This window comes from Caulobacter sp. FV2ye17ST (assembly GCF_058680955.1).
Map to the genome: position 1 here is coordinate 2,652,977 of NZ_CM178727.1, position 13,942 is coordinate 2,666,918.

The window sequence follows — 13,942 nt, forward strand, 5'->3', positions numbered from 1 at the left end:
GTGCGACGTTTTGGCGGGCTCGGAATGGGAAGCTACGCCGTCCGGGGCGCTGTCGCGGAGCAAGTGCGATTGTCATCCCGGACAAGCGCGTAGCGCGCAGATCCGGGACCGACGCCTGAACTCAGCGCTTCCGGCGGTCCCGGATCTGCGCCCGGCTTTCGCCGGGCTTGTCCGGGATGACACCGAAAGCTCACCGCCCGTACCGCGCCTTCACCGGCTGATAGCTGTCCCAGACCACGCCGTCGGCCACCGAGCGCAGCAGCTTGATGTATTCGGCGTGCGACCAGGCCAGGGGCGTGGCCGAGTCGGTGCCCTCGCCGCGCACATAGCCGTGGGCAGTGTCGGCGCCGACCCCGTCCCAGACCTGTTCAGGGATCAGCAGGCCGTCATTGGCGAACAGCTCCATCGCCCGGACATAGGTCTGGCGCACAGGCTCCAGCGCGCCGGGCGCCGGCTTGCCGCGCAAGGTGAGGCGGGCGATCTCGTAGTGGCCGCGCTCGCCGGTGAAGATCGGCCACACGCGGCCGCGCTGGCCCGGCCGCATCTGGTCGCCCGCGCCATAGTTGGCGCCGGTCTTGGTGTCTTCGCCATAGCCGTCGACGCCGTAGCGGCGCCAGCCCGGGAAGCTCCCCTCCACGCCCGGGAAGGTGAAGCTGTAGCGCACGCGGTACAGGTCCTCGAGCGACTGGTCGTCGATCTCCGGCAGGCTGGCGACGATGGCCGGGTCGTCGGCCCGGCGCACGCCGTAACGGACGAACTCCAGGAAGCCCGCGTCCAGCATCCGGTCTTCGGCCACCGGCTGCTGGCCGTTGCGCACCTCGACGGGGCTCTTGTTGTCGGGATCCTGGTCGCTGTTGAGGCGCAGGAAGTATTTGCCGTCGCCCAGCGCGCCCTTGGTGGTGACCATGCGGCTTTCCACCTTGGCCGAATAGTCGTCGGCCGTGGCGCGGTAGCGGGCGGCGGAGGCGGCGTCGCCCGCCAGATCCGCGATCTCGCCGGCGGTGATCAGACCGGCGATCACCGCGGCCGTGGTCGAGGGCGAGTGGCCGCCCTGCTCTTCCCAGCGCTCCTGCTGGGTGAACGGCGGCACGATGGTGGCGCTGTTCCAGCCCAGACCCACCTTGCCGCCATCGACCAGGAAGTCGGCGGCCGGCTTGATCATCCTGCCATAGAAGGTCTTCAGCTCGTCGTCGGACAGCCAGCCCTGCTTCCACAGCTTCCAGCCCAGCATGATCGGCATGGCCGTCTGATCCAGCTGGACGCCGACCCATTCGGGCGTGCCGTCGACTTCCGACTTCTGCAGGAACCAGCCGCCGACGCCGGTATTGCCCGGGGTGTTGGGGCCCACCTGCACGGTCGGCAGATAGTGGAAGGCGGCCAGCGGGGTCTGGATGTCGCCCAGGGCCGCCAGGGCCATGGCGCACTGGTAGAAGTCGCGCGGCCAGACAGCCTTGTAGCCGGTCGAGGGCTTGGAGGCGTCGACGGTGTCGCCCCACGGATTGGACAGCGAGGCGATCAGGGCGCCGGCATGGGTGCGGTCTTCCTGCACCTTCAGCATCAGGGCGCTGGCCTGGACCAGCTTGCCGCCGTCCATGGCCGCTTCGCGCAGGCGGGGCAGCTCGTGCAGCGAGGCCAGCCAGCTTTCCCAGCCGCTGTTGTAGCCGGCCAGAACCTGGGCGTAGCCGGTCTGGAGGGAGCCGTCGGCGGCGGCGGCGCTGGCGGCGGCGGTGGAGCCAAAGCCGATGGCGTAGTCCACGCTGACTTCGCCGCTGGTGGCGGGCAGCTGGCCCGTCAGCATGATCGTCCCGCGATCGGCGCCGGTGCTGGCGTAGAGCGTGTCGAGCTTGCCGTCCTTCAGGTCGGTCAGGCCGTCCGACGCGCCGACAAAACCGGCGCTAGCGGCGGCGAAGGACGTGGAGCCCTTCAGGGTCAGGAAGGTGTCGCCCTCATTGGCGGTCAGGGCGGTCTTGCTGGCCGCGCCGGCGTCGCCAGAGCCGGTGTTGGCCATGTGGGGTTCGAGCAGCAGGTAGGGCGTCACCGAGCCCTTCAGCGCCTTGACCGTGACGCGCACGAACAGGCTCTGGCGGTCGGGATCGGTGAAGATCCGCTTCTCGATAACGAAGCGGCCCAGTTTGTCGGTGGTGGTGATCTTGTAGGCCGGCGACAGCGGGCGGCCTTCGGCGTCGACATGCAGATATTCGGTCTTGGCGACGGTGTCGGCGCCCTCGACGGCAAGGCCGGTCGAGGTCTGGACGGCGAAGCGCAGCTGCTTGATCTGGGCCTCGTGGATCAGGCCGTACATGGTCTCGGTCAGCACGCCATCGGCGATCGAGAACCAGACCTTGGACACCACGCCCGTGCGGCCGCCATCCTTGTAGGCGCCGTCGACATAGGCCTCGTAGGAGGCGCCCACGCCGGTCTTGGCGGCATAGGCCCAGGTCGAGGGCGCGCCCGGCGCGCCGGGGGCGATCTGAGCGGAGGCGACGCCGGCGAGCGCACAGGCGGCGGTCGTAGTCAGGGCGAGGATTTTGAGCATACGCATGGGGACAGCCTCGTGAAGGGAGGAACGGTTAGGCGCGCGCGGGCGCCTCATCAGGATCGGTGACGGCGAACACGGTGATGGCGGCGATGGCGAAAGACGCCGCGCCCAGCACCAAGGCGAAGATCGCCTGGCCGCCGAAGAAGGTCTTCAGCAGCAGGCCCAGCACGGTGGCGGCCAGCAGCTGCGGAATGACGATGAAGAAATTGAAGATGCCCATATAGACCCCCATCTTCCGGGCCGGCAGGGCTCCGGCCAGGATCGAATACGGGGCCGAGAGGATCGAGCTCCAGGCAAAGCCGACGCCGATCATCGAGATCCACAACAGGCCCGGGTCCTTGATCAGCGGGATCGACAACAGGCCGGCCGCGCCCAGGGCCAGGCAGGCCGCGTGGCTAATCCGGCGATTGGTGAGCCGCACCATGCTCGGGATCAGCAGGGCCGCCAGGGCCGCCACACCGTTATAGACGGCGAACAGCACGCCCACCCAGTCGGCGCCCGTATTATAGGCCTTCGAGGTCGCGTCGACGGCGTGGAAGTGCCAGGCCGACACGGCGGGCGTGGTGTAGATCCACATGGCGAACAGGCCAAACCACGAGAAGAACTGCACCACCGCCAGCTGGCGCATGGTGGTCGGCATCAGGAAGGCGTCCTCCAGCACTTCGGAAAAGCCGTTTGCGGTGTTGCCGCTCCGCTTGAGGCGCGCCCCGACGACGCCCGCGACGCCGAACGCCGCGAGCATGCCGGCCAGGACATAGAGTTCCTTCTCAAGCCGCAGTGTCCAGACCAGCAGGGCCAGGCCAAATCCGCCCAGCAGACCTACCAGTCCCAGGAGCCCATAGGCGTTGATGGATGGGTCCGCACGCCGGAGATCATCGGCGGTGTCCTGCATGCGGTCCGCGCGCTCGGCCCGCTCGAAGGCGGCCAGTTGCTCGGGGCTGTATTCCTTGGTCGTGAACACCGTCCACATCACCGCCAGCAACAGACCCGCGCCGCCGGCGTAGAAGGCGATCCGCACCGCGTCGGGGATCTGGCCGGCCGGCGCGGTGTTGGCGACGTTGAACCAGTTGGTCAGCATCCACGGCAGGGCCGAGGCCAGCACCGCGCCCAGGCCGATGAAGAAGCTCTGCATGGCGTAGCCGGTCGAGCGCTGCTCCTGCGCCAGGTTATCGCCGACGAAGGCCCGGAACGGCTCCATGGTGATGTTGATCGAGGCGTCCATAATCCAAAGCGCCGAGGCCGCGATCCACAGGGTCGGCGAGTTGGGCATGACGAAGAGCGCGGCCGTCGTCAGGATCGCGCCCCAGAAGAAATAGGGGCGCCGCCGCCCCAGCCGGCCCCAGGTCTTGTCGCTGAAATGGCCGATGATGGGCTGGACCAGCAGGCCGGTGGCCGGTGCGGCGATCCACAGGATCGCCAGGTCATTCACGTCGACGCCCAGGGTCTGGAAGATGCGGCTGGTATTGGCGTTCTGCAGGCCAAAGCCGATCTGGATCCCGAAGAACCCAAAGCACATGTTCCAGATCTGGAAGATACTCAGCTTGGCCTTGGTCATCCGCTTCCCCGCCCGCCCATCGGTTCGTGCCGATGATGCGCAAGTTTTTTCATAGCTTTTCGTTGTCGGCATTTGCACATGGCCGGCGCTCTCGCGCAATCCCGGTTCGTCAATATCCGTTCATTGTTATGGCCTTTTTCCAAGCCAATGCGGAACTTGGCCCGGATCAGGCGTCGAGGCGCTCGGTCAAAGCCAAGCACCTATTGCAAGAATTTCCATAAATTTGCAGCCGCTGCAGGCCAAGCGAGCGGCGCCGCTCGCAGACTTGCCAAGTTACGCCCGCAATGCCTTAAAAGGCCTATGAAAACTTTTGCGGCAAATTTTGCAGTCGGCGAGAACCCCGCATGAGCAAGGGCGTCACCCGTCTGGAAGACCTGGCCAAGATGGCCGGGGTCTCGATCTCGACCGCCTCGCGGGCGCTGAACGACAGCCCGGCCGTCAACAAGCGCACCAAGCAGGCGATCTGGAAGCTGGCGCGCGAGATGGACTATCCGTTCCGCCGCTACATGCCCGCCGGCCCGATCGGCGCCGAGGCGACGATCGCCATCGTGGTGCCGCGTCCGCAGGGCCGCGACAGCGGCATGTCCGACCCGTTCTTCCTGGAGCTGCTTGCCGGGGTCGGCGAAGCGGCCAGCGAGCGCGGTTGCGACGTGCTGCTCAGCCACATCGCGCCGGCCAATTTCGAGGACCTGTCGGTGGCCATGACGACCAGCCGGGCCGAGGGCGTGATCTTCCTGGGTCAGAGCTCGCTGCACGCGGCCTTCAACCGCCTGGCCGAGACCGAGGGCCGGTTCGTCGTCTGGGGCGCGCAACTGCCCGACCAGAACTATTGCTCGGTCGGCTCCGACAACCCGATGGGCGGTCGCCGGGCGACGCTTCACCTGGCGCGGCTGGGCCGCAAGCGCATCGTGTTCCTGGGCGACACCGAAGCCCCCGAGGCCATGCAGCGCCATCGCGGCTATCTGGACGCGCTGGAGCATCAGAAGCTCAGTATCGATCCCGACCTGATCGTGCCGGCCCACTTCGAGGTGGAGTCCGCCGAAGCGGCCATCGACTCGCTGATCCATCGCGGCGTGTCGTTCGACGGCGTGGTGGCGGCCTCCGACCTGATCGCCCTGGGGGCCATTCGCGCCCTCAAGCACGCCGGACTCTCGGTGCCGGGCGACGTCTCGGTGGTCGGCTTCGACAACGTGCCCTTCGCCCGCTACAGCAGCCCTGCCCTCAGCACCATCGCCCAGGACACGGCCAAGGCCGGCCGGCTGATGGTCTCCAAGCTGCTGGACGCCAGCGGTGACAGGGCCAGCCGGTCCGAGCGGGTGCCCACGGACCTGATCATCCGGGAAAGCTGCGGGGGGTAGGCAGCAAAATTCTCCGCTCTCCCCGGCGAAGGCCGGGGCCCAGATCGAACCCGGAGATGTGGTCGATTTGAACCGAGGCAGAAGGCGCATCATCCCCAAACGCTCAGGCTGAATCTGGGCCCCGGCTTTCGCCGGGGAGAGCGGATTTTGAGGGACATTCAACCGACACCTAGGTTTTCCGCGCCATCAGCCCGCCACAAGGCGGCACGACGCCGGCCTCCGACAGGTTGACGCTGTCGATCACGGCCCAGCCGTCAGGCAGCGACCAGGCGACCGGATCGTGACCCAGGTTGAACACGCAGAGCAGCGCGTCACGCCCCTCCCCGCGCTCGAAGATCAGCAGGGGCGTATTGGTCTCGACAAAGCTCACCCTGCCCGTCCGCAACGCCGGACAGGCGCGGCGCAGGGCGATCAGCCGACGGGCCACGTGCAGGGTCGAGGCCGAATCGGCCTCCTGGGCGTCGACGGCCAGCGGCAGATGGGCCGGATCGACCGGCAGCCAGGGTTCGACAGCCGAGAAACCCGCATGCGGCGCGGTCGAGACCCACGGCATCGGCGTGCGGGCGCCGTCGCGACCCAGCGTCTGTGGCCAGTTGGCGATGGCCTCGGGATCGACCAGGCGCTCGAACGGCACATTGGCCTGCGGCAGGCCCAGCTCCTCGCCCTGATAGACGAAGACATTGCCGCGCAGGGCCACCAGCAGCAGCAGCGCCATTTCGGCGAAGGCCTTGCGGTCGCGACCCTCGGCCCAGCGCGACACCGCGCGCGGGGCGTCGTGGTTGGAGAAGGTCCAGGAAGGCCAGCCCTCGCCGTCCCCGCCCATCCACATCGCCGCGCCTTCGCGCACCATCTCGGCGGTCAGGTGGTCGGCATAGAGATAGAGGAAGCCATAGGCGCTGTTGAGGCGGTCCTCTCCGGCGGTGAACAGCTTCATCTCGCGGTCGGCATGGTCGCCGCCCACCTCCGCCACCGAGAACCGGCCGCCATGGGCGTCGGTCAGGCCCCGCAGGCGGCTGAGGAAGGCCGGAATGTCGGCGTGGCTCTGATTGTGGATCTTGTCCTGAAAGTCGAACGGCCGGGTGCGCTTGCCGCCCGGCGGCAGCGGCGGATTGTCCTTCAGCTCCGGGTCGTGCATCGAGAAATTGATGGCGTCGAAGCGGAAGCCGTCGACACCGCGATCCATCCAGAACTTCGCCGAGGCCAGCAGGGCGTCTTGCACCGCCGGCGCATGCACGTTCAGCTGCGGCTGCGAGGCCAGGAAGTTGTGCATGTAGTACTGGCCGCGCCGCGCGTCCCACGTCCAGGCCGGGCCGCCGAACACCGACTGCCAGTTGCTGGGCGGCGAGCCGTCGGGCTTGGCGTCGGCCCAGACATACCAGTCCGCATGCGGATTGGTGCGGTCCTGGCGGCTGGCCTCGAACCAGGGATGCTCGTCGGAGGTGTGCGAAAACACCTGGTCGATGATCACCTTCAGGCCCAGGCCGTGGGCCTTGTCGATCAGCCGGTCGAAATCGGAAAGCGTCCCGAAGATCGGATCGACGTCCAGATAGTCGGACACGTCATAGCCGAAGTCCTTCATCGGCGACTTGAAGAACGGCGACAGCCAGATGGCGTCGACGCCCAGCGAGGCGATGTGCTCCAGCCGCGCGGTGATGCCCGGCAGGTCGCCGACGCCGTCGCCGTTGGAGTCGGCGAAGCTGCGCGGATAGACCTGATAGATCACCGCGCCGCGCCACCACTGCGCGTCCATCGCGGGCTCCACAGCCGGACGTGAAAGAACCTTGACCGTCACTGTAGCCCCTCGGAAACGCAAATCATGTAATCCAGCGGGCCGACCTCGACCCGATAACTGCCAGGCGCGCTGACGGCGCCGACGCAGGCGCCGCGCACCGACCGCCAGGCGCGCGAGGTCGTTTCGACCTCGACCTGGCTGGTGATCGGCGTGGAGCCTGTATTGTAGACAACCAGATATTCGACCCCGTCGGCCAGCCGTGAAAAGGCCAGAAGGCCGGCCTTGTCGCTCTCGGCGCGCGCCACCTGGCGGCCCGACCGCAAGGCCGGATGCGCGGCGCGAATCCCGGCCATGGCGGCGATGCGGCGATAGAGCGGCCCATCGGTGCGGTAACTGTCCGTCGCGGTCGTGGCCGAGGTCCCGACCAGGCGGTTGTCGTTGTAGCTGGCCACCTGGCTGGCGAACATGTCCTCGCGACTGTCGGCATAGCCGCCGTCGCCGGTGAAGCCCTGCTCGTCGCCGTAATAGATCGTCGGCACGCCGCGCGAGAACATCATCAGGGCGTGGCCCAGGGTCACGCGATCCAGCAGCTCGGCGTCGGAAATCCCGGGATTGGCCTCCAGCACGAAATAGCCAAACCGGCCCATGTCGTGATTGCCCAGGAAGGTGGGCAGCTGCGTTGCGGTCGCCTCACCGCCCGCATAGACCGCGTCGCCGGCGAAGACCCGGGCCAGCCGGTCCGTGCCGGCCTTGCGCGCCACGATCTCGGTGACGGTCGACTGGAAGGCGAAATCCAGAACCGCCGGAAAGCCGTCGACCCGGGTGTGGCGGGCCAGGATCGCGACGTCGCTGTCGAACACCTCGCCGAAGATGTGGAAGTTCTCGATGCCGCGGGCCTTTGCCCGGGCCCGCATGGCCGGAATGAAGACCTGCCAGAACTCGGGGTTCACGTGGCGGGCGGTGTCGATGCGGTAGCCGTCTACGCCGAAATCGTCGATCCACTGGCCATAGATGTCGATAAAACCCTGCACCACGCGCGGGTTCTCGGTGAACAGGTCGTCCAGCCCCGCGAAGTCGCCGTCCAGCGAACTTTCGCCGGCGAAGGTGCTGTCGCCGCGATTGTGATAGTAAGCCGGATCGTTGAGCCAGGCGGGCTTCTTGATGCCCTCCTCGCCGGCCGGAACGTAGGGCGTATAGGCGTAGTCCGGGCGGTTCAGCCTTCCGAAATCGCGACCGTCGAAGCCCTCATTGATCGCCGCGCCCGTCACCCCGCCGCGCGTCGCATAGGGATAGTCGGCCCTGCCGCGATAGCCGCAGTCATTGGCCGGGCACTCGCGATAGCGGATCACGTCGGCGGTATGGTTGGCGATGATGTCCATATAGACCTTCATCCCGCGCGCATGGGCGGCGTCGACAAAGGCCTTGAACTCGGCCCGCGTGCCGAAGTGCGGATCCACGTCGGTGAAGTCGGTGATCCAGTAGCCGTGATGCGCCGCCGACTCGTGGCCAGGCGCGCCCTGCACCGGCTTGTTGCGGAAGATCGGCGCGAGCCACACGGCCGTCGCGCCCAGGCCCTGGATGTAGTCGAGGCCCCAGGTCAGGCCCTTCAGGTCGCCGCCGTGATAGAAGCCGGCGCGCGTCAGATCAAAGCCCGTGACCAGCGGACCGCCAGCCAGCCCCCCGCGATCATTGGCCGTGTCGCCGTTGGCGAACCGGTCAGGCAGGACAAAGTAGATCACCTCATCGGAGGCCTTGCGCTGCAGGTAGGCGGCGGACTCGGGCGCGGCTTCGGCGACGCCGCCGACCACCGTCAGGGCCGCGCCGGCCGCCATGGCCGTCAGCCGTCGTCGCCAGGAACCCCAGGCCGACATCGTTTCCCCCTCGCCGCGCGGGCGAACCGATACCGGCTCGGCCCACTGCAATAATTTGCATAAATTTGCAGGCGACTTACCCGCCTGTCAATCGCGGCAATGTCATTCCTTTGCAGGTGAATGGCCCGTACAACCGGTGTCAGCAGCAAATTTGCATCACTTGCGACGGCAAATGCCCATGGGAGGCTTGCTCATCCGCACAGTTTGCGTTTTTTTGGGTTGATTACAGTGCGTTAATTTGCAGTAATTTGCGACAACGGCTCCGACCGCAGCGTCAGAAACGCGCAGAGCCGAACAGGGAGGGTGAGACCATGAACTCAAGAACTCAGCGCAGCCGTGCGCGTCTGATGGGCGGCGCAGCGACCAGTCTGGTGCTGGCATTCGCCTCGGCCGCCTTCGCGCAGGCCCAAACCACCACCACGACCGCCGAGCAGGATTCGGCCGTCGAAGAGATCGTGGTCACCGGCATCCGCGCCAGTATTGAAAACGCCATCGCGCTGAAGAAGACCTCCAGCTCGATCGTCGAGGCGATCTCGGCCGAAGACATCGGCAAGCTGCCCGACAACTCCATCGCCGAATCCCTGGCCCGCCTGCCCGGCCTGACCGCGCAGCGCCTTGACGGCCGCGCCCAGTCGATCTCGATCCGCGGCCTGGGCCCCGACTACAACACCGTGCTGCTGAACGGCCGCGAGCAGGTCTCGACCGGCGACAACCGCGGCGTCGAGTTCGACCAGTATCCTTCGGAAATCCTCAGCGGCGTGCTGGTCTACAAGACCCCCGACGCCGCCCTGATCGGCCAGGGCCTGGCCGGCACCGCCGACCTGCAGACCATCCGCCCGCTGAAATACGGCAAGCGCGTCCTGTCGGCCAATGCCCGCTACGAGATGAACAGCGAGAAGAAGCTGAATCCGGACGCCGAAGACACCGGCCACCGCTTCAGCGCCACCTATGTCGACCAGTTCATGGACGACACGCTGGGCGTCGCCGTCGCCGTCTCGAACATCTCGGCCCCGACCCAGAGCCGGCGCTTCAACGCCTGGGGCTATCCCACCACGGCCAGCGGCGACCTGGTGATCGGCGGCGCCAAGCCCTACGTCCAGTCCAACAACCTCAAGCGCACCGGCGTCATCGGCGTGCTGGAATACAAGCCCACGGACAAGTTCACCTCGTCGCTCGACCTCTACTATTCCGAGTTCAAGGAAAAGCAGATCCTGCGCGGCATCGAGCTGCCCCTGTTCTGGAGCTCGGCCCAGCTGCAGCCCGGCTACACCGCCACGGGCGGTCTGGTCACCGCCGGGACCTACACCGGGGTCAAGGGCGTGATGCGCAACGACCTCAACACCCGCGACACCAAGCTCAAGTCGATCGGCTGGAACACCGCCTACGAGACCGACAACGGCTGGACCCTGGAAGCCGATCTCAGCCACTCGGACGCCAAGCGCACCGACGTGATCTTCGAGTCCTATTCGGGTACGGGTCCCAACGGCGTCGGCGCGACCGACACCCTGAGCTTCAACACCACGCCGGGCGCGGGCACGACCTTCGGCTCGACGCTGGACTATACCAACACCACCCTCTTCCGTCTGACCGACCCGCAGGGCTGGGGCGGCGGCGCGGCGGGCGGCGCCCTGACCCAGGCGGGCTTCTACAACACCCCCTCGATCAAGGACGAACTGAACGCCGCGCGCTTCACGGCCGAACACGAGCTGGCCTGGGGCCCGATCAACAAGGTCGAGTTCGGCTACGCCATCAGCCGCCGCGAAAAGTCCAAGGAAGTGCACGAAAGCTTCCTGACCTTCGGCGGCCGTATCGCCGACGGCGCGCCGACCAGCGTCGCCATCCCGCAGTCGGCCCTGATCGGCACGGTCAAGCTGGACCTGATCGGCATCAAGGGCATGCTGGCCTATGACCCCGCCGCCCTGCTGAAAGCCGGCGTCTACACCCTGATCGCCGACCAGAACCCGGCCGTGCAGACCCGCAACTGGTCGGTGCAGGAAGACGTGCAGATCGCCTACGCCAAGTTCGGCGTCGACAGCGCCCTGGGCGCGATCCCCGTCACCGGCAATGCCGGCGTTCAGGTGGTCTATACCGACCAGTCCTCGAAGGGCACGCGCGTCAATCCCGCCGACGTGGCCAATCCCAGCAACAATGACGGCGGCGACAAGTACACCTATGTGCTGCCCAGCCTGAACCTGACCTTCGACCTGGGGAACGAGTTCTTCCTGCGCTTCGGCGCGGCTCGCACCCTGGCCCGGGCCCGGATGGACGAACTGCGCGCCAGCCAGTCGTTCAACATGAACTCCGGCAACCTGACCTCGAACGATCCGGCCACGTCCTACTTCAGCACCGAGGGCGGCAACCCCGAGCTGCGGCCCTACATCGCCGACGGCGCCGACCTGGCTCTGGAAAAGTACTTCGGCCGCTCGGCCTATATTTCCAGCGCGGTCTATTACAAGAAGCTGTCGAACTACGTGAACTCCAGCTCGTCGCACGTCGAGGACTTCGCGGCCTTCAAGCCGCTGCTGAGCCCCGCGCAGCAGGCGGCGCTGGGCACGACCCTGGGTCTGGCCAAGGGACCCGAGAACGGCAAGGGCGGCTATATCCGCGGCCTGGAAGTCTCGGCCTCGGTGTCGGGCGATCTCTTCTTCGAGCCGCTGCGCAACTTCGGCCTGATCATCAGCGGCTCGTTCACCGACAGCGAGGTCAAGCTGGACGAGGGCGCCAATCCGATCAGCATGCCGGGCCTCTCCAAGCGGGTGATCAACACCACCTTCTATTACGAGAACAACGGCTTCAACGCCCGGATCAGCAACCGCGACCGCAGCAAGTTCCTGGGTGAAGTCGCCGGCCTCAGCGCCGCGCGGATCTACCGGACCGTGGATGCGGAATCGGTGCTCGACGCCCAGATCGGCTACGAGTTCCGCGACGGCCCGCTGACCGGCCTGTCCCTGCTGCTGCAGGCCAACAACATCACCGACGAGCCGTTCAAGACCTACGAGAACGGCGATGAGCGTCGGACCGTCGACTACCAGAAATACGGCACGACCTACATGGTGGGCCTGTCCTACCGCTTCTAGAGCATTTCCCTCCTGACTGCGTCAGTCCGGAGCTCTAGATCTTTGTTTTAACGCATTTTCTTCACGCGAACCGGAATCCACTTCGCTCGAAAATGCTCTAGCTGTCGAACCTCTCCCCTAACCTGCGACAGCCCCCGCCAGAGCAATCTGGCGGGGGCTTTTTTATGAGAGACCCCGTCAGGGGCGAACCGGGCGGAACAGTCATGGCGGACGGCGGACTGAAGTCCCTGACCATTGTGGGCGGCGGAACGGCCGGTTGGATGAGCGCCGCCATGCTCTCCCGCGCCCTGGGCTCGACCGTGGCGATCACGGTGGTCGAGTCCGACGAGATCGGCACGGTCGGCGTCGGCGAGGCCACCATCCCGGCGATCAAGCTGCTGAACACCTTCCTGGGCCTGGACGAGAACGACTTCCTGGCGGCCACCAACGGCACGATCAAGCTGGGCATCGAGTTCGTCGACTGGCACACCGTGGGCCAGTCCTATCTGCACGCCTTCGGGCCCATCGGTCGCCCGCTGGGCCTGGCGGCCTTCCACCACTACTGGAACCGTCGCCGCCTGCAGGGCCATGACGAGAGCCTGTGGGATTATTCGCTGAACGCCCGGGCCGCGCGGGCCGGGAAGTTCGACCGGCTGCAGACGGCGGGCGGCGGCTATCTGGAGGGGCTGGTCCACGCCTTCCATTTCGACGCCGCGCTCTATGCCCAATATCTGCGCCGCTACGCCGAAGCGCAGGGCGTGCGCCGAGTCGAGGGCCGCATCGTCAGCGTGGGGCAGAACCCTGAGACCGGCTTTGTCACCGGCCTGACCCTGCAGGACGGCCGCACGGTGGGCGGCGATTTCTTCATCGACTGCTCGGGCTTTCGCGGCCTGCTGATCGAGGAAACCCTGAAGACCGGCTATGACGACTGGCGCGGCTGGCTGCCGATGGACAGCGCCATCGCCGTGCCCTGCGCTTCGGTCGCGCCGCTGACGCCCTTCACGAGGGCCACCGCGCGCGATGCCGGCTGGCAGTGGCGCATTCCCCTGCAGCATCGCACCGGCAACGGCCACGTGTTCTGCAGCGACCACATCAGCGCCGCCGAGGCGACGGCCGTGCTGATGCGTAATCTCGACGGCGCGCCCCTGGCCGAGCCGCGCCAGCTGAAATTCACCACCGGCCGGCGCAAGCGGTTCTGGAACCGGAACGTGGTCGCCATGGGTCTGGCCAGCGGCTTCATGGAGCCCCTGGAGTCGACCAGCATCCATCTGGTGCAGTCAGCGCTGAGCCGTCTCATCGCCCTGTTCCCGAACGGCGATTTCAACACCGTCGAGATCGACGAATACAATCGCCAGACCGCGCTGGAATACGAGTACATCCGCGACTTCCTGATCCTGCACTACAAGGCCACCACCCGCGAGGACACGCCGTTCTGGCGGGCCTGCAAGGCGATGGACATCCCCGACACGCTGAAGGCCCGCATGGAGCTGTTCGCCCAGTCCGGCCGGCTGTTCAGCAAGGAAGACGACCTCTTCAAGGAGGCCAGCTGGATCCAGGTGCTGATCGGACAGGGCGTGCTGCCCGGCGCAACCCATCCGCTGACCCGGGTCGTCACCGACGCTCAGTTGGACGCGTACATGGCCAATCTGCGCCAGATCATGGGTCGCACGGTGGAGGGCCTGCCCAGCCACGCCGATTTCATCGCCCGCCATTGCGCGACGAAGACCTGAACCGCGCCGACATCCCGTTCCCCTGACGCCTCCGCCGGACCTGCCTGGCGGAGGCGTTCTTTTTGCCGCGAAGCGTCGCCGCGACGAAATGGCCCATTAAG

At 66.7% G+C, this 13,942-nt stretch carries 7 protein-coding genes; 3 read left to right on the forward strand and 4 right to left on the reverse strand.

Going from position 1 to position 13,942, the window contains the following annotated elements; all coding sequences use genetic code 11:
- Positions 1–190: 190 nt before the first annotated feature.
- On the reverse strand, positions 191–2,542 hold the full coding sequence (locus tag ACW17V_RS12760) for a glucan 1,4-alpha-glucosidase (RefSeq protein ID WP_492105475.1): 2,352 nt from the start codon (positions 2,540–2,542) through the stop codon (positions 191–193).
- Between the two features lie 28 nt (positions 2,543–2,570).
- Positions 2,571–4,094 carry an MFS transporter gene (locus ACW17V_RS12765; protein ID WP_492105476.1) on the reverse strand — a complete coding sequence of 508 codons (1,524 nt, stop codon included), beginning with the start codon at positions 4,092–4,094 and terminating at the stop codon, positions 2,571–2,573.
- 344 nt (positions 4,095–4,438) lie between these two features.
- On the opposite strand from ACW17V_RS12765, the gene ACW17V_RS12770 reads away from it, so the two are divergent.
- Positions 4,439–5,452 (forward strand): LacI family DNA-binding transcriptional regulator, encoded by a 1,014-nt coding sequence (locus ACW17V_RS12770; RefSeq protein ID WP_492105477.1) that lies wholly within the window; start codon positions 4,439–4,441, stop codon positions 5,450–5,452.
- Positions 5,453–5,621: 169 nt separating this feature from the next.
- On the opposite strand, the gene ACW17V_RS12775 is transcribed toward ACW17V_RS12770, so the two are convergent.
- Positions 5,622–7,265, reverse strand: coding sequence for an alpha-amylase family glycosyl hydrolase (locus ACW17V_RS12775; protein WP_492105478.1), 1,644 nt, complete (start codon positions 7,263–7,265; stop codon positions 5,622–5,624).
- A complete protein-coding gene (locus ACW17V_RS12780) occupies positions 7,241–9,055 on the reverse strand; it encodes an alpha-amylase family glycosyl hydrolase (protein ID WP_492105479.1) in 1,815 nt (604 codons plus the stop codon). Before ACW17V_RS12780 ends, ACW17V_RS12775 begins: the two co-directional genes overlap by 25 nt.
- A gap of 311 nt (positions 9,056–9,366) precedes the next feature.
- Between ACW17V_RS12780 and ACW17V_RS12785 the strand changes: the two genes are divergently transcribed.
- Complete coding sequence (locus ACW17V_RS12785; protein ID WP_492105480.1) at positions 9,367–12,132, forward strand: TonB-dependent receptor; 2,766 nt, start codon at positions 9,367–9,369, stop codon at positions 12,130–12,132.
- A 203-nt stretch (positions 12,133–12,335) separates the two neighbouring features.
- Complete coding sequence (locus tag ACW17V_RS12790; protein ID WP_492105481.1) at positions 12,336–13,841, forward strand: tryptophan halogenase family protein; 1,506 nt, start codon at positions 12,336–12,338, stop codon at positions 13,839–13,841.
- Positions 13,842–13,942 lie beyond the last annotated feature (101 nt).

Bases quoted from the DNA above. Each gene is read 5' to 3' on its own strand.
- ACW17V_RS12785 (WP_492105480.1), top strand. From the start codon at position 9,367: ATGAACTCAAGAACTCAGCGCAGCCGTGCGCGTCTGATGGGCGGCGCA.
- ACW17V_RS12790 (WP_492105481.1), top strand. From the start codon at position 12,336: ATGGCGGACGGCGGACTGAAGTCCCTGACCATTGTGGGCGGCGGAACG.
- ACW17V_RS12780 (WP_492105479.1), bottom strand. From the start codon at position 9,055: ATGTCGGCCTGGGGTTCCTGGCGACGACGGCTGACGGCCATGGCGGCC.
- ACW17V_RS12765 (WP_492105476.1), bottom strand. From the start codon at position 4,094: ATGACCAAGGCCAAGCTGAGTATCTTCCAGATCTGGAACATGTGCTTT.
- ACW17V_RS12770 (WP_492105477.1), top strand. From the start codon at position 4,439: ATGAGCAAGGGCGTCACCCGTCTGGAAGACCTGGCCAAGATGGCCGGG.
- ACW17V_RS12760 (WP_492105475.1), bottom strand. From the start codon at position 2,542: ATGCGTATGCTCAAAATCCTCGCCCTGACTACGACCGCCGCCTGTGCG.